A 16,061-nucleotide genomic window follows, 5' to 3' on the forward strand; every position below is an offset into this window, starting at 1 on the left:
TTTCACTAAAAAGCTGAAAAAGCAGGTATTACTTGCCGGGATTGATGTCTGATTTACCGCCGGTTTTATGAAGCAGCCTGACATTTGAAATGGTGATGTCATGGGTCAAGGCTTTGCACATGTCGTAAATGCAAAGTGCCGCCGCTGAAGCGCCAGTCAAAGCCTCCATCTCAACACCCGTTTTTCCTTCGCACCGTACCAGGCATATCACTTTCAACGCAAAATTATCAGCGGGTTCAATGTCTATTTTGCAGGTTGAAAGCGCCAATGGGTGGCACAACGGGATAATGTCTGACGTTTTTTTAGCTGCCATTACCCCGGCAATGATGGCCGTCTGGAATACCGCTCCCTTTTTGGTAAGGAAGTTCTGTCCGGATAGCTGCTCAAATACTTCCTCCGGAAACTGCACAGTAGATTCGGCAATGGCCGTTCTTATGGTTACTTGTTTTTGGGAAATGTCTACCATGCTAGGCAAGCCCTGATCATTTATATGGGAAAGCGAACTCATGTTTCTAGTTGTAATATAACCATTTATAAGCTGTTTTTAGAAAAGAAGCTATAAACGGCTTTTGGTTATCTATAGCTGAGCATTGATAAGAAGTAGACTTTCGTTTATTAGGTGTTTTCCCAAAAAAAGGACCACAAACAAAACCATTTTTATTTTGTCTCTGTAAACAGCAACCTATCCTCCCAACACCGACATGGATTCATGGATGGCTGTACCGTGGCTTGCCTCAGCCGCAAAACCATCCTTCTCGCGTCGTGATACTGCTTCCAAGATTTCCTGTGCTACTTGTTCTGTCGTGTTTCCGCTCCTGATGACATCACGTAGGTTGGTGGCCGGTGGTCCGTACAGGCAGGTTCTTAGTTCACCCGTGGCACCTAACCGGATGCGGTTGCAGGTGCCGCAGAATGTCCGGCTAAATGAAGGGATTATCCCGAAGGAGCCTGCGTACCCCGGAACCTTGTAGTTCACCGAGGTAGAGGATGCCTCACTCTGCAGCTTCTCCAGTGTTGGGTAATGATTAGTGATGTGCTGGTAAATCTCGCGGTGGCTCCACTGGGGTGTCCCAAAGGTGCTGCTGCCATTAAAGGGCATTTCTTCCAGAAACCTAACGGCAATGGGTCGATCTTTGGTCAGCTCCACAAAAGGCACAATGTCCTGGATGTTCTTGTTCTCAGCCACCACGCAATTCAACTTGATGTCAAAGCCAGATTCCATCAAACTGAAGATAGAGGCAAACACGCTGTCAAAACTGTCGCGGCGGGTGATCTTGAAGAATCTTTCCCGGTCCAGAGAATCCAGGCTGATGTTGATTTTACGGATACCGATTTCCTGCAGGGCTTTGATCTGTTTCTGGTTGAGGGTACCGTTGCTGGTAACGGTGATTTCCTCCAGCCCGGGAATTTGGCTCAGTTTTCGTAAAAAAGGAATGATTCCGGCGCGCACGAAAGGCTCGCCGCCCGTGATTCTGATCTTGTTTACGCCCATGCTGCAAAAGAGCGCCGAAAGCTGGTACAATTCCTCAAACGAGAGAAGTTCCTGACGCGCGGCAAAATTCATTCCTTCTTCGGGCATACAGTAGTAGCACCGGAAGTTACACCGGTCGGTGACCGAGAGCCGCAGGTACGACAATTGCCGTCCGTATTTATCTATCAAAAGTGATTCACTCATAGCAGGGGGTTACGGGTGGGCGTTGACCCACACGCTGTTGTCTTCGTAATATTCTTTCTTCCAGATAGGAACAGTCTTTTTCAGCTCGTCAATCAGGAAACGGCAGGCGGTAAACGCGGCATCACGATGCGCCGAGGCTACTCCAATGATCACGACTGGTTCTCCCACCATTTTCTCACCTACAGCGTGCACCATCACCAACTTAGCTATGGGCCACTGCTGTTGCGCAGCTCCTGCAAGTTTCTGCATTTCATTCAAGGCCATAGGAGCGTAGGCTTCGAACACCAGTTTTACTACCTGTTTTCCCTGCGCATGGTCCCTTACAGTTCCTACAAAAAGGTCAATTCCGCCAGCACCCGGGTCTTGTAAATAGTGGTAGGCCTCATTCAGGTCTACGTCTTCTACTATCTTTATCAGCATGCGTTCCATTTTACCCTCCGCTTACCGGGGGAATTAAGGCCACTTCTTGTCCAGGGGCTAGCGTTTGGGTGTCTTCAGCGTATTCGCTGTCAACGGCAACAGCCAAAGAACTCAGTTTTTTCATAGCCGGATACTGTTCGCCCAGCCAGGTTTTCAGTTGACCAACTGTTTCCAGTTTTTCCTCTTGTTGTACCGTCAGGGTTGATTTTCCCACTATCTCTCGGGTTATCCCAAACAGTAATATTTCCATGGTTCCTTTCATTCTGAATTAGATCCCTGGCCACTTCTTGTGGCTGGTCTCAATGTATAAATTTACTTTACAATTCCTCTAGGGACAAGGTAAAGTTGACTTTTGTACTTGTTTAACGTCCGTTTCTGCTAAAACGCTTTAATATTATTTATGTTGGGTAGAGGTGAATAGGATTGAAAATGAGAACTTTATGATTATCAATCAATATCCTGTTTCTCTTTGAAGGTATATCTAGATAAGTAAAAGACAGTAAGCGGAAGGGTTAATTAGACTGTTCTCATTCAAATAAGAAAGAAGGCAAATACTAAGATTCAGACCTGTTTACCAGAAGAGAAATAAAAAAAGAAGGACATTTTTTAAAACATTGAGATACTTAACTTGGTTGCTCCAAGTTCTGAAGGGCTACATAATCAGCGGGCGTATCAATGTCTATGGCTCCTTTAGGGAAGGGAACAGAAGCTGTATCTGAGGGAAAATGGGCCAGCAATTTTTTTGCGCCCTCCTGCCCCTGAAGAAGAAGCAAATACGGGAAAAAACTTTTGTCGAAGAGGACGGGAGCACCCAAGGTGTCTTGGTAAGAGCAAGCTACAATGCCTTTTTTTGTTTTTTCCTTTTCCTGAATTAATTGGTTGAGCACCGATGATGTGACAAAAGGCTGGTCACAGAGCATAAACAGAGCGCCTGTTGCCTTAGGCGAAACTTTCACTAATTCTTCTACCCCAACCCTTATGGAAGAAGCCATGCCTTCGACCCATTGCGGGTTGTGTACTACTTGTACCTCAGGAGGTAAGCCTTGTAAAGCAATGGTTTCTGTATTTGCACCCAAAACCAGAAGAATGGGAGCGCCACCAGAACCCATAGCCGCCTGAACTGACAATTGCAACAAGGTCTGTCCCCTGAAAAGAAGTTGTTGCTTGGCTTGCCCCAAACGTGTAGAGGCTCCAGCCGCCAGGATGATAATTCCAGTCATGTAAAAGATTACTTCAGGAAGGCTTCAGGTTGGTCAAATGCGGAATCAGCATGGATGCTTTCTTTCCTTTCACGTAGGTACCCACCGGTTCTATTAGAGAAAACGGCCTTTATTTCGGCTAAAATGGAAAGGGCAATTTCTTCTGATGTTTCCGCGCCTATGTCTAATCCCGTAGGGCCGTAGATACTTTGCAACTGCATTTCTGACAGGGAAGAACCTTCTTCCTCAAGTTCTAAAATAATTCGATTCAATTTCGTTTTAGGTCCTAGTACTCCTATGTATTTCAGTTGTAAGGGGAGTACGTTTCTAAGCATGGCTAAATCATAATTGTAGTTATGAGTTACTAACAGAAAGGCTGTTCTTTGGTCTACCTGCACATTTTCCAACACTTGGTCTGGTTTAGAAACCAATACCTTATTGGCCAATGGAAACCGCTCTGCGGTGGCATAATTGGCTCTGCCATCTACTACTGCAGTATGCCAACCTAACAGGGCAGCCATGTTCACCAGCGGCATCACGTCATTACCCGCCCCACATATAACCAGTGAAAGAGTTGGGGGAAGGAATTCTATAAACCCGGTTAGTTCTTGAGCAGAGATATACCTTCTGAAGGAGAAAGCCTCATTCAGAAGTGCTTCCTGTGCATGTTGAATGATCTGCTCTTCTAAAGCCGTTGTTTGTACAGCTCCCATGCGCAATCCGTCTTCAGTTAATAGCAAAAGGGTGCCTGGCTGCGGGCCACGCCTTTCTTGCATTGAAAAGAGGGTCACCACCACGGCACTTCTCCTTTGAGAAACTATATGCTGCAAGAGGACCAGCGGGTTGTAAGGATCAGTAGAGTCAATAGGTTCAATTAAGATATGGATAATGCCGTTGCAGCCTAACCCAACGCCAAGTTTAGAGTCATCATCGTCCATGGTGTCATACTTCACCAGGCTGGGCTCTCCCTGCACCATGGCCATCCTGGCTTTGCGTAAGGCGTCACCTTCTAAGCAGCCACCGCTTATAGCTCCTGTTAAAGTTCCGTCTTCTGCTACCAACATGCGGGCTCCGGGCCTTCGGTAAGAAGAGCCTTCTACATGCACCACAGTAGCCAAAGCAGTTTTTAGACCTTTGTTTTGGTGCTGCTGGTAAGCGGCTACTATTTCCTGTATTTCCTTCATTAAGCAGAATATTATAGCCCTTGTACTAGTAAGGACATATTAAGTTATTGCTTTAGTCACAGAGTCAAAAAGCGATATAGTTCGAGTATCTAAAAGCTTTTTGGTCCTAGGTACAAAACTAAATCCTTCTGACCAGCCCACACCTATACTCTTATTAGATTCTATACTATATGAAAGAAGGAGAGTTGGGTATACAAATAATTTACTTTTATTGATAATTCTATAATATAATTTTGTATATTACTTATAAGGCTTAGCGGGGATATAGTCTTAAAACTAAAAGACCCTTATAGCCATAGTAGCGGTTAGGTTACAGAAAGCAATAATATACTTAAGTATGATGTGCTTAGAAGCATACTTGCCAGCTTGTAGAATGATGACTTAAAAACTGAGATAGGTGGGTAGTTGATTTAGACTGCAGTTGTTAATAGGTAAGGTCAAGGGAAGAGTAGTACGTCCTAAACTAAAGGTTTTACTTATGAAAAAGTATCTGCTAATTTCACTCTGCCTGGTTTATTCTTTTATTCTGGTAGCAAAGGATAGCGCTACAAATGGCCGTCTCGATACAATTCCTGAAAAGGGAGTAGTGCTGGACAATAAATGGAGGTACTCTACAGAAGACAATCCTGCTTTTGCTAAACCAAATTTTGATGACTCAACCTGGGACACCTTAAATCCCTTGAATCCTGCTTCAGACCTATTCCCCCTTCAAAAAGCGTCATACGGGTGGTTACGTTTCCACTTTTCTATTAGTGAAAAGCTCAGCCAACAAACCTGGTTATTGGTGCTCAGGCAAACCTGTGCCTCTGAAGTATACCTTGATGGCAAACTGTTGGTGCGTAACGGAACACTGGGAAATCAACCCAAGGATGTAGTTCCTTTAGGAGCTAATTTGCCGCCCATTGCACTTCATGTTAAAGACACTTCAAAGCATGTGTTAGCAGTACGGTTTGGATTACCACCTAATCCAATTTTTCCTAATGGCACCTTTGTGGGGCCATTCCTTCATGCGAAAATCATGGGAGTGCCCCAATATTATGAGCAAACCCGCACTATGGTGCAGAATTCCTCCATCTATGCCTCTCTGATTGCTATTTTCTTTCTGTTAAGCTTGATGCACCTATCATTTTACAGGCACAACCCCGCCCAGAAAGCTAACCTATACTTTGCCGCCTATTCGCTCACCATGATGGTGGGGTTCTTTCTGGTGGAGCTTTTATCGTTTGTGCAAGACATCAGGTGGTTTGTATATGCTGATGCAGGGGCCTATGTGTTCACCCTTTCCGGCGGAGTCTGGATTGTTTGTGCCTTATCTTTTCTGTTTAAATACATCAACCTCAACTTGATTCGCTTCTTATGGGTGGTACAGTTTGGACTAATTCTAACTGTTTTGCTTTCTAAATGGCATATCTACCCCTTTCTGGCGGCCATTGTTCTGCCAACAGTGGTACAATTGTGGCTCACTGCAAAAGCTCTAAAGGCAAAGAAAAGAGGGGCGGCTATTATTGCCGCTGGATTTGGGGTTAGTTTGGTATTTGTTTTCCTGATCATCCTTCTGGCCGTTGTACAAATACTGCTTACCCAGCAATTATGGGTTACTCTTTTCCTCTTTGTTATTTTTCTTTCGCCAGCTTTGGGCATATCTATTTACCTGGCCCGCGAGTTTGCCTTAGACAGCCAATTGCTTAAAGTGAAGTTGATTCAGGTAGAAAGGTTATCCTCCCAGAACCTGGCCCAGCAAAAAGAGAAGCAGCAGATACTTGCCCACCAGAATGATGAACTGGAACGACAGGTTGCGGAAAGAACTGCTCAACTGCATCAATCTTTACAGGAACTGAAAGCAACGCAGGCGCAACTTATCCAGTCTGAGAAAATGGCTTCTCTGGGAGAACTCTCCGCTGGCATAGCCCATGAAATCCAGAACCCTTTAAACTTTGTCAATAACTTCTCTGAGGTAAATGTAGAATTGTTGGAGGAAATGGAGGCAGTTCTTCAGAAAGGTGACACGGAAGATGCCTTGGCCCTGGCAAGCGATATGAAGGTTAATCTACGGAAAATTAACGAACACGGAAAACGAGCCGACAGCATTGTGAAAGGCATGCTGCTCCATTCTCAGACCACTTCAAGGCAAAAAGAGAAAATTTACATTAACACATTAATAGAGGAGTATCTCAGGCTTTCTTACCAAAGCTTCAAAACTAAAGATAAAACCTTCCAGATTGACCTGACTACTCAGTTTTACCCTGATTTGCCAGAAATAGACACTATACCGCAATACTTAGGTAAGGTGCTACTTAACCTGTTCAACAATGCTTTTTACTCGGTTTCTGAAAAGAAGAAAACTTTGAAGGAGTCATATTCTCCTGCGGTTTGGGTAAACACCTTCAAAACTCAAAATGGAATACAAATTAGAGTGAAAGACAATGGCGTGGGTATTCCACAAAGGGTTTTAGATAAGATTTACCAGCCTTTTTTTACCACTAAACCAAGTGGTCAAGGGACAGGGTTAGGTTTATCCCTCAGCTATGACATCATAAAGAAAGGACTTGGAGGTGAACTGAACGTGACCTCTGAAGAAGGAGAATTTGCTGAGTTCACCATTGAACTACCCTTAATGAAAGTGCGACAAGTTGAGCCTGTTTTGGTTCCTACGCATGAATAATAGATGGACATGAAAACCAATGCAGATAAGGAGGTGCAAAAAATTATGTTTGGCGCTTTCTGCTGTAGCTTACCTTAATACGTTCCTAATTCTTAAACCCAATGCATGTATTTTCCTTCTTAGCTGCTTTTTTGCTTTTAAGACACCTGCGAAAATATGTGTTGGGTACGCCTTTGGCTACTAAGTGGGTGGCTCTCCTAAATAAGGGTAGTCTGGTTACTGTTGGGGTTTTCTTATTTGCCACCCTCTTATTTAACGATAAAGTTGCTGATGTACTGGGCTGCATTTATTTACTAGCCATTCTGATTTACCTTAGAAAAGAGCCTGATTTTACTCCCACCCATCAGGTGGTAAAGGGGTTTTACCCATTTATATCAGTTATAGGAGTAACCCTGCTGGTTCAGCTATTTGCCAAAAGCTTTTACCTTGAATGGAATGATTACTTCGGTATGGCCTTGGTAGGGGCGATCATCTATGCTATTACCATTTGGTCGACCTACAAAAAAGGGGTAAAAGAACTGGAGTTAGAACGTGAGAAAAGGATTACTGAAGAAAAGGAAAAGAAGTTTATTTCTATCAAAAAAACAGAATTAGAAATAATTGTAGCCTCTCGTACCGCTGAGTTGATGTTGCAAAAAGATGAATTGCAGAAAGCGATCAAAGAACTGCAAGCCACGCAGGCACAACTAATTCAACAGGAAAAATTAGCTTCTCTAGGTGAGCTCACCGCAGGCATAGCTCATGAAATACAAAATCCGTTAAACTTTGTTAACAACTTCTCAGAAGTTAGCATTGAGCTGCTGGATGAACTTAAATCTGGTCTCATGCAGAGCCTACCAAAAGCAGAACAGGAGCACGCTACTGAAATTTTGAATGATCTTACCCATAACCTGGAGAAAATAACCTATCATGGAAAACGGGCTGACTCCATCGTGAAAGGCATGCTGCAACATTCAAGGGCTAGTAACGGCCAGAAAGAACCCACTGATATCAATGCACTGGCAGATGAATACCTGCGCTTATCTTACCATGGCTTAAGGGCAAAGGACAAGTCCTTCAATGCCACGCTGCAAACAGATTATGACTCTTCTCTATGTAAAGTGTCTGTGGTTCCACAAGACATAGGACGGGTGTTCTTAAATATGTTCAACAACGCCTTCTATTCGGTGGCCCTAAAGAAGAAAAGTTTGAACGGCACTTACGAGCCTGTTGTGCAAGTCTGCACCAGTAAAAAGGGAGATCGTTTGGAGATTATTGTCAAGGACAATGGGGTAGGAGTCCCTAAAGAAGTAGTAGATAAAATATACCAACCTTTTTTTACCACCAAACCTTCAGGTGAAGGCACAGGCCTTGGTCTTTCTTTAAGCTATGATATCATTACCAAAGGACATCATGGAGAAATGAAGGTTATCTCTGAAGAAGGTCAGTTTGCTGAGTTCGTGATAAGTATTCCTTTAACTAATTAGCCTACTTTATATAAATAGCTATAAAAGAACCTTATGCATATTTTAGTAGTAGATGATGAAGCAGACGTTCAGCCTCTGTTTCAGCAACGATTCAGGAAAGAAATCAGAAGCGGAGAAGTTGATTTTACTTTTGCGCTTTCCGGTGAAGAAGCCCTTGCTTACATGGCGCAGAACAAGTCCAAGATAATTCTGATCCTATCTGACATCAATATGCCGGGTATGAGCGGAATTGAACTGTTGCATTCCATTAGGCATGACTACAACTCACCCCCGCCCGTAGTCATGATGGTCACCGCATACAATGATCAGGATAACTATGAGCAGGCTATGAAAGAGGGTGCCAACGACTTCCTTACCAAACCGCTAGACTTCGCAATACTTAAAGAAAAACTTAAAACGGTAGCAGAGTAATGGCCAAGATATTAGTAGTGGATGACGAAGCGGATCTGGAATTGCTCATTAGGCAGAAATTCCGGAATAAGATAAGGGAAAACCTATATGAATTTGTGTTTGCCCAAAACGGGGCCGAAGCCCTTCAAAAGGTGCAGGAGCACCCAGATCTGGACATCATTCTTTCTGATATCAACATGCCCGTGATGGATGGGCTAACCCTGCTTAGTAAATTACCAGATGCCAATCCCATTATAAAAGCAGTTATTGTATCGGCCTATGGCGACATGGAGAACATAAGAATGGCCATGAACAGGGGGGCATACGACTTTGTATGTAAGCCTGTCAATTTTGAGGATCTGGAGTTAACCATGAACAAAACCGTGCAACATGTCCTTCAATTGCGGGAAACGGTAAAAGCTATAAAAGAGAATAATATCCTGAAGATGTACGTAGATGAAAACGTGCTAAACTTCATGACCCATAAGGAGTTTGAAAGTAGCCTTATGCAAAATGATACCATTGACGCCACAGTGGTATTCATTGACATTTGTGGTTTTACAGCCATCACTGAACATGTCTCTGCAAACCAACTGGTTACCCTTATAAACCATATCTTTGATTTAATGGTGAAAGAGATCATTGAGCAGGGTGGGCACATTGACAAGTTTATGGGAGATGCGGTAATGGCCGTCTTCAAAGGCGAATTCCATCAGGATAGGGCAATAGACGCTAGCCTGGCGGTGCGGGAGAAAGTAAAAGCGGAGGAATCTATTCAGATAGGTGATACAGTATTCAAACCACAGGTCTCCATTGGAATCAATTCAGGCGAAATGATTTCAGGGAATATTGGCTCTGCCTCATTGAAACGATTAGACTATACAGTTATAGGAGATGCTGTGAACCTGGCGCAGCGCCTTCAATCATCCGCTAAACCTAATCAGATTACGATCTCTGAAGAGCTATATGGGAAAGTGAAAGAATCTTTTCAATGCCAGAAGGTGGGAGAGTTTAGCCTTAAAAACAAGCAAAAACCTGTTGTGATCTACGAAGTTCTTGAGTAGCCTCTTGATCAAACTTCCGGTCAATATTGATTAGTAAAACTCTTCTCCTTTTGATGATACTTTCTGCAGATTAGAATGCATCATCATCAGAATCCTGAGCCTGCACTCCTGGAGGGTTAAACAAACCCCAGCGGTCATTGACGTAGTTCCAGGGATCAAACCCCTGCACCCACTCTATAAAAAGGATTCTGTATTCATCAATAGCATCACGGAGGAGGTGAAGGTAATATACATCCTTAAACCCAAACATTTCCAAGCTGCTGCAATGGGAGAGAAGGTCCTGAGCGGCCTTCCTGATGAAGGTGGCATTCTCCATTCGTAAGTCAAACAAATCTGCGGCTTCCGCCCCAGCCACTTTCACCGTGAGCAGTGACGCATCCAGCAGCATGTACTCTTTAAGGGAAGAAAGAACCTCATCTTCTTCTTCAATTAAGCCTGAGATTTTTTTGGTTAAATGGTAGATCTCCTTTCCTTTTCTATAGAGCGGAAGTTGTTCAGGAACTGAGAATCCTTCGTCGTCTTTTGGCGGAAGCATGAGAATAAGGGTTTAGTAAATCTACAGAAGATTTAATTGAAACCTACTCCCATTTGAGTTGTTTGTTAGTGCAGTTTGGAAGCAAGCTTAATACATAAATTGCTAATGATGAATGCAAAATTTGAATAATTCCAGTATATATCATTTAAGCTATTAACAGAACTAATTTAAAAATTTAACCACTTTAGGAAATTATATTTGATTCTATTAGAATCGAAATAATAGGTATTATTTGATTATGGTGGATTTATTGAGTAGCATTTTAGAAAAATAGTTTTACTGTTACCTATTTGAATTCATTGCTCTTTAATGTGTTAATCTTAATATAACAAATCTGATAATAGAAGCTATTAATTTTTAATTAACTGTTGTATTAAATTTTCTTATGAGTTCTCCTATTATCTCTAAAAACTGAAGCTTAATTTTCCTTTTTTCTAACTGGAAGAGTCAGTTCTGGGCAGGGAGCTTGCATCTGAGAACTAGAAGGTATAGGACTCCAGGAACCAGTTACAAAGTCTGTGATGTAGTCTGAATTATGGCCCATTCTTGTTAACCGAATAGCTAAAACAAGGTTTGGAACCGATAAATGTTCCGTTGGTCCTCCGTATTGATTTGATAGTAAATGACTTCCGTACAAATGCTCCATAGGCTAAGAGGTTATCCCGTTTTGGGGTAGATAATCCTATCTTTTAATATGGAAATATACAGTATTATGAATTAAAGAGGCAAGAAAAACATGTTTACTTATCCACACGTTCTGCTATCTGGAAACAGGAAGTAATGGTTTTATACTGAGCAGAAGTTGTTGATGATTTTTTGTAAAAATTACTAAATAGGGCAGTTATAATGCCTTTAGGCATGCACTCCTCATAAAATGATTTTATGTAAGAAGAACTATCAGGTTGTAGTTATAATCCTTGAAGTTTTTGCGTGATTTCATCAATCACTTCTTCGCTCCACTTCACAGCTATATCATCTAATTCCTTAGAAGTCCATTCTTCAAAATATGGTTTTTCCATCCACCTGGAGTTTTTGTCTGGCCCTACTTCATAATAAGAGTAGTCTAGGCTGAATAGTAGGTCTTTGCTTAGATCAAAGGTTTGTGCTCCTGCCGCCTGGAAACCAATGAGACTAAGTTTAAGGCCAAGCTGCTGCACGTTTCCATTTTCAATACTAATTTCTTTGTCAGTAGAAGCGTTCCGGTCTTTAGTCCAGGTATCTACTATTTTCTCCAGCCTGAAATCATCAAATAGAGGAGTTACTTCTGTTAAGTTCTGATAAATGCGCTCTGCCAATTTTGGTAGAACCTTGTTGTACAGCTGAAGAATAGATTCTTTGTCTCTGGTATGGTTCAAAGTGTTTTATATCTAGTTTGTAAAAAGTAGGCAAAAAGCTCTTAATTAATTATAAGAGCGATAACAAAGATACAATATGAGTTATAGAGATATAGAGGAGTGTAATGCAAATTCACATCCTGTAAAGTTCAGCTTTGCTTTCGTAGAGTTAACGTTTTAAGGTTAATACTAAATGTTAATAACTATAATATAGTTTAAAATATAGCTCTTTAATAAACCACAAAGCAGAGACAGAAAGGGCAAAAAAAAAGCCTTGCCAAAGGGCAAGGCTTTAATTCAATGTCTTTATAGCAAAAGACTAAGCGAGTCTTACGTTTACCGCGTTTAGCCCTTTTTTGCCTTCTTTCAGTTCAAAGGTAACCTCGTCGTTCTCTCTGATTTCGTCTACAAGACCAGAAACGTGTACGAAATACTCCTGGTTTGAATTGCTGTCTTTAATGAAACCGAAGCCTTTTTCGGAGTTAAAGAATTTTACTTTACCGTTGTTCATATTGTTTTTAATTATACAGGTAGTACCAAGTAAGTAAAAAAAACGTTCAAATTTACCTTTAGATAATAAAATTTTTTTGGATCAATTTCTTCATTCACCAGATTGTACCAAATGATTGGTGGTAATTAAAGAGAAAAGAGACCTTCCCCTAAGAAAAGGTCTCTTTTGAGAAAAGGATCAGTTTGGTTTACTTGGTTAAAATCATCTTGTTGCTCACCTCTTTATTTGGAGTGAATACTTTATACAAGTAAGTTCCGGTAGGTAGGTTTTCAGCCCTGAACGGAACAGTATAGGTACCAACCGCTTTTTCTTCGTTAACAAGCGTACGAATTTTACCGCCTTTCAGGTTATACACTTCCACAGTTACAAAACCAGCCTGTTCTACTGTATATGAAATGGTTGTGCTTCCAGTAAATGGATTAGGATAGGAGTAGTTCTTGGCTTGTGCAGGCAACCCGATTGTAGCTGAAGTAGAGGTTGCGGTTGGTTGCGTTACTGCGTTCCAGCTTTCATGAGTACGTGTCACAATTACGGCAAACTCGGCTCTGGTTACCTCCTGCAAAGGCTTGAAGTTCGCGTGCATTTTAGGGAACAGATCATACGGTCCTTGAGTCACTGAGTAGAACGCATTGATCAGGTTCAAATCTAAAGCAACACTCACAAAGCCTTCCAGTCCAGCCGGAATAGAAGCAGCATCTTCAATTGGGTAAGACTGTCCGTCAATAGTAACTGTCACAGGTTTTCCGTTGCGCTCCAGAGCAAACTGTTGTAAACCTAATGATTGAACCAAAGTGTACGCCAGTTGTGCCCGTTGAACCGTACCGGTAGGGTTGAATTTACCAGTAGCCGCAGGTGTCATCACTCCGTTGAAGCTGTGGTCTCTATCTCTCAGAGCTGCGCCTTTGGCCGTCACAGATTCGCCCAGTAATGCTTGAACGCCTGAAAGATCAGTGAAAGAAAGAGTGCCATTTGTTGGCATGAATTGACGGATTCCCTGACCCATCATAAGGTACTCAGCTAACTGAATGCGTTTCAAGGTTTCGTTAGGCTTGAAGCCGTTAGAAAGAGCATCCACCAAACGAGCCGAAACAGCCATTTTAATAGAAGCTTCTGCCGGGTGTCCTGCTATGTCAGTTAAGCCAGTGGTACCAGTTACTTTAGAGAAGTTCAAGGTTCCAGCAATGGTCTCTGGTATTGCTAATCCATTTAACCCTTGTGCTCTTAAAATCCAGGTACCAGGCTCTGGTGAAGCAACAGCCATACCTCTGTCATGGTATAAGGTAAATGCAACCGGAATTCCTGAACGATACTGTACACCACTTGGAGAAACTAAGACTAAGCTTACTGGGTTTCCTGTCTCTCCTAATAGGCCGTGGGCATTGAATTTAGCTTCTAAACTGTTGATTCCGGAAGCTACGTTGAACGTGATCTGGTTGTTAGATGCTACGGCAGGGTTAAAGTTGATGGTGAACGGCTGTGTCTCAGATGAAGTATTTACTGAGCCCTTGAACGTACGGGTATAGTTCTGGAAAGAACCGAAGGCTGTATTTCTATAGATGTGATCTACGGCAGCATAGGCGTTCACATATCCTGCACCCACTTCCCAAGACTCATAACCAGGCATGTTGGTAGCAGTTTTCTGCAGGATCTCTTTTACCTGAGCAGGAGTTAAGGAAGGATTCGCTTCCAATAACAAAGCCACTATACCTGCAACTTGCGGAGTGGCCATAGATGTACCACTCATATGGGTGTAGAACGGTACGTGCGCTGGTTCAAGTTCTGCAGCATCCATATCAGCAGATAAAGAAGATACCGGAGCAATAACTCTGGTAGAGATTACATCTACGCCAGTACCCACTAGAGTAGGACGGTTTTCATAGTTCCAGTTTTCGCCTTCATAGGTGAAGGTACCACCTTCGCCTTTTACCCCACGGGAGGAGAAGTCGGCCAGTTTACCAAATTTATCACCAGCGCCTACAGAGATTACCCAAGGAGCAATTGCATAAGGGTTGTGGGTGTCAGAGCTAGGACCATCGTTACCTGCGGCAAAAACAGACACAATGCCCATGTCGTAAGCTTTTTTAGAAGCAATGTTCACCGGGTTCAAAGGCTCAAAATCACCGCTGGTTCCCCATGAGTTGCTGATTACTCTAATACCATACTGATACTGGTGCGTTAAGGCATAATCATAACCACCAATGGCATCCAATATGAAAAGGGCTCCGCCAGAACCATATCCAACCAACGAAGCGCCTGGAGCAGCTCCTGCATATAAACCGTTAGACTTAGCACCATTACCACCAACAGTACCAGCACAATGGGTACCGTGGCCAGAGTTGGTATCTGTGTTCGGTACGTTTTCTACATAGGTTACCGGTAGGAGGGAAGACAGGGAAGCCAGGTTTGTAGTACCCAATACGTTTTGAACCAGGTGTGTTCCTAGTTTAACATCATCATGGGTACCATCAACACCACTGTCATTGATTACTACTCCTATACCTTTACCAGAAACAGGAACTCCCTTGTTTCGGGCTGTTAAGGTTTGATCTTTTCTTAGGCGGTGAACTCCTGTAAGGTTGTTGCCATCATTGTTAAAGAAAGATAGTTTTTTGTTAAGGAAGATAGAGCGAACATAAGGGCTTTGGGCCAAAGCATCCACTTGCGCTTGCGTGGCTATTACCCCGGCAATTGGAAGGTTTCTATAGGTGATTCCCTTTGTTAATCCCAAAGATTGTAATAGTTGTAGTTGGGTGCTGGTTGGGGCTCCGTCACCGGTAAAGGTTACCACCACTTCTACTGGTGTACCAAGAGATTGCAATGCTTGGGAAACCTGCCGGTCCACTACAGCCCGTCCAAATAGGGAGGTACTAAAAAAAAGGGCAAAAGCCCAAACGGTTAAAATTTTCTTCATTGTTAGTTTAGTATAGGTTTGACATAAAAATTGGTTTGTTGAATGGGGGCTTAAAAAGAATCTAAAAACATAAAACATTTTCAGGTTCACTGGGGTAATTACTTAAGGCTTGTGGAGACTTTAGTACCCAAGAGGTAAGAAGGAAAGCACTTGAAAAGGGAGAGAACTTCATTTTCCCTCTCTACCGGCGGTAGGAAAGATTGGTTGTGGAAACAATATGTAAAACCGTAACATGGGTTTTTTTACATCCTGATTGAAAAGATGTAGGCCATTTGAAGCTACAGGTAAAGACTAGAAAATTAGTTAAGTAACTGTGCTTAGCTAAAAACAGCAAAGATTTCCACTATAAGAAGACTGTTTCCTTTCTTGGTTGACTTACCTCTTACATACCTCTAAAAGGTGAATATTCTTAACACTTATTCAAAAAATAACTTAAAAAGTGTTGATTGGTAACACTTTGAAGTACTCCATTTAAGAAGCTTTTAAAGAAATTTTCTACCCAAAGGAAAGGGTAGAAGAAGAGTTGATGGGCCTCATCTACAAATTGCCTTGCATTAAGCATGTATAGTATCCATACCTTCTAAAGAACCAAACTTCTACTCTGAGACACTATAATATCTGGGCTCCAGCTTCCAGATCAAGTTTGTAGAATCAGCATGACATCACTTCTTTAAAGAAGATAATCTGTAATACATTAAGGAATGGAAGCG

General features: G+C 42.4%; 14 protein-coding genes. 4 read left to right on the plus strand and 10 right to left on the minus strand.

The features are described 5' to 3' along the window. Positions 1–28 precede the first annotated feature (28 nt). The 6 genes from moaC to DC20_RS18090 form a co-directional block, all read right to left on the minus strand. Positions 29–508, minus strand: coding sequence for a cyclic pyranopterin monophosphate synthase MoaC (moaC, locus tag DC20_RS18065; RefSeq protein ID WP_062545111.1), 480 nt, complete (start codon positions 506–508; stop codon positions 29–31). Positions 509–682: 174 nt separating this feature from the next. Further along, entirely contained in the window at positions 683–1,675 is a 993-nt protein-coding gene (gene moaA, locus DC20_RS18070) for a GTP 3',8-cyclase MoaA (RefSeq protein WP_071885502.1), read from the minus strand. Between the two features lie 9 nt (positions 1,676–1,684). Then, complete coding sequence (locus DC20_RS18075) at positions 1,685–2,095, minus strand: molybdenum cofactor biosynthesis protein MoaE (RefSeq protein WP_062546040.1); 411 nt, start codon at positions 2,093–2,095, stop codon at positions 1,685–1,687. Between the two features lie 10 nt (positions 2,096–2,105). Beyond that, positions 2,106–2,345, minus strand: coding sequence for a molybdopterin converting factor subunit 1 (gene moaD / locus DC20_RS18080; RefSeq protein WP_062546041.1), 240 nt, complete (start codon positions 2,343–2,345; stop codon positions 2,106–2,108). A 373-nt stretch (positions 2,346–2,718) separates the two neighbouring features. Then, positions 2,719–3,315, minus strand: a complete 597-nt coding sequence (locus DC20_RS18085) for a nucleotidyltransferase family protein (RefSeq protein WP_062545113.1) — start codon at positions 3,313–3,315, stop codon at positions 2,719–2,721. Positions 3,316–3,323: 8 nt separating this feature from the next. Continuing rightward, positions 3,324–4,478 carry an XdhC family protein gene (locus DC20_RS18090; RefSeq protein ID WP_062545114.1) on the minus strand — a complete coding sequence of 385 codons (1,155 nt, stop codon included), beginning with the start codon at positions 4,476–4,478 and terminating at the stop codon, positions 3,324–3,326. A 478-nt stretch (positions 4,479–4,956) separates the two neighbouring features. On the opposite strand from DC20_RS18090, the gene DC20_RS18095 reads away from it, so the two are divergent. The 4 genes from DC20_RS18095 to DC20_RS18110 all read left to right on the plus strand — a co-directional run bounded on the left by DC20_RS18095 (position 4,957) and on the right by DC20_RS18110 (position 10,060). Continuing rightward, positions 4,957–7,140: an ATP-binding protein gene (locus DC20_RS18095; RefSeq protein ID WP_157593238.1), complete on the plus strand. Its 2,184-nt coding sequence runs from the start codon at positions 4,957–4,959 to the stop codon at positions 7,138–7,140. A 101-nt stretch (positions 7,141–7,241) separates the two neighbouring features. Next, positions 7,242–8,606 carry a sensor histidine kinase gene (locus DC20_RS18100; RefSeq protein WP_062545115.1) on the plus strand — a complete coding sequence of 455 codons (1,365 nt, stop codon included), beginning with the start codon at positions 7,242–7,244 and terminating at the stop codon, positions 8,604–8,606. 33 nt (positions 8,607–8,639) lie between these two features. Next, positions 8,640–9,017, plus strand: a complete 378-nt coding sequence (locus DC20_RS18105; RefSeq protein ID WP_062545116.1) for a response regulator — start codon at positions 8,640–8,642, stop codon at positions 9,015–9,017. After that, on the plus strand, positions 9,017–10,060 hold the full coding sequence (locus DC20_RS18110) for an adenylate/guanylate cyclase domain-containing protein (RefSeq protein ID WP_062545117.1): 1,044 nt from the start codon (positions 9,017–9,019) through the stop codon (positions 10,058–10,060). The genes DC20_RS18105 and DC20_RS18110 overlap by 1 nt, the downstream gene beginning before the upstream one ends. 70 nt (positions 10,061–10,130) lie before the next feature. Here DC20_RS18110 and DC20_RS18115 read toward each other — a convergent pair whose 3' ends face one another. The 4 genes from DC20_RS18115 to DC20_RS18130 all read right to left on the minus strand — a co-directional run bounded on the left by DC20_RS18115 (position 10,131) and on the right by DC20_RS18130 (position 15,351). Beyond that, complete coding sequence (locus DC20_RS18115) at positions 10,131–10,595, minus strand: hypothetical protein (protein ID WP_062545118.1); 465 nt, start codon at positions 10,593–10,595, stop codon at positions 10,131–10,133. A 908-nt stretch (positions 10,596–11,503) separates the two neighbouring features. Next, positions 11,504–11,950 carry a hypothetical protein gene (locus tag DC20_RS18120; RefSeq protein WP_062545119.1) on the minus strand — a complete coding sequence of 149 codons (447 nt, stop codon included), beginning with the start codon at positions 11,948–11,950 and terminating at the stop codon, positions 11,504–11,506. A 298-nt stretch (positions 11,951–12,248) separates the two neighbouring features. Further along, the gene (locus DC20_RS18125) at positions 12,249–12,440 is read right to left on the minus strand and encodes a cold-shock protein (protein WP_062545120.1); all 192 of its coding nucleotides are present in this window, start codon (positions 12,438–12,440) and stop codon (positions 12,249–12,251) included. 187 nt (positions 12,441–12,627) lie between these two features. After that, positions 12,628–15,351, minus strand: a complete 2,724-nt coding sequence (locus DC20_RS18130; RefSeq protein ID WP_062545121.1) for a S8 family serine peptidase — start codon at positions 15,349–15,351, stop codon at positions 12,628–12,630. Between the last annotated feature and the right edge of the window lie 710 nt (positions 15,352–16,061).

It is taken from the genome of Rufibacter tibetensis (genome assembly GCF_001310085.1).
In the GTDB taxonomy this organism is placed as follows: Bacteria; Bacteroidota; Bacteroidia; order Cytophagales; family Hymenobacteraceae; genus Nibribacter; species Nibribacter tibetensis.

What these genes read in the sequence shown, in the direction of transcription:
- DC20_RS18105 (WP_062545116.1), top strand. Translation starts at nt 8,640, where the DNA reads ATGCATATTTTAGTAGTAGATGATGAAGCAGACGTTCAGCCTCTGTTT.
- DC20_RS18115 (WP_062545118.1), bottom strand. Translation starts at nt 10,595, where the DNA reads ATGCTTCCGCCAAAAGACGACGAAGGATTCTCAGTTCCTGAACAACTT.
- DC20_RS18125 (WP_062545120.1), bottom strand. Translation starts at nt 12,440, where the DNA reads ATGAACAACGGTAAAGTAAAATTCTTTAACTCCGAAAAAGGCTTCGGT.
- DC20_RS18075 (WP_062546040.1), bottom strand. Translation starts at nt 2,095, where the DNA reads ATGCTGATAAAGATAGTAGAAGACGTAGACCTGAATGAGGCCTACCAC.
- moaC (WP_062545111.1), bottom strand. Translation starts at nt 508, where the DNA reads ATGAGTTCGCTTTCCCATATAAATGATCAGGGCTTGCCTAGCATGGTA.
- DC20_RS18085 (WP_062545113.1), bottom strand. Translation starts at nt 3,315, where the DNA reads ATGACTGGAATTATCATCCTGGCGGCTGGAGCCTCTACACGTTTGGGG.
- DC20_RS18110 (WP_062545117.1), top strand. Translation starts at nt 9,017, where the DNA reads ATGGCCAAGATATTAGTAGTGGATGACGAAGCGGATCTGGAATTGCTC.
- moaA (WP_071885502.1), bottom strand. Translation starts at nt 1,675, where the DNA reads ATGAGTGAATCACTTTTGATAGATAAATACGGACGGCAATTGTCGTAC.
- DC20_RS18090 (WP_062545114.1), bottom strand. Translation starts at nt 4,478, where the DNA reads ATGAAGGAAATACAGGAAATAGTAGCCGCTTACCAGCAGCACCAAAAC.
- DC20_RS18100 (WP_062545115.1), top strand. Translation starts at nt 7,242, where the DNA reads ATGCATGTATTTTCCTTCTTAGCTGCTTTTTTGCTTTTAAGACACCTG.
- DC20_RS18130 (WP_062545121.1), bottom strand. Translation starts at nt 15,351, where the DNA reads ATGAAGAAAATTTTAACCGTTTGGGCTTTTGCCCTTTTTTTTAGTACC.
- moaD (WP_062546041.1), bottom strand. Translation starts at nt 2,345, where the DNA reads ATGGAAATATTACTGTTTGGGATAACCCGAGAGATAGTGGGAAAATCA.
- DC20_RS18095 (WP_157593238.1), top strand. Translation starts at nt 4,957, where the DNA reads ATGAAAAAGTATCTGCTAATTTCACTCTGCCTGGTTTATTCTTTTATT.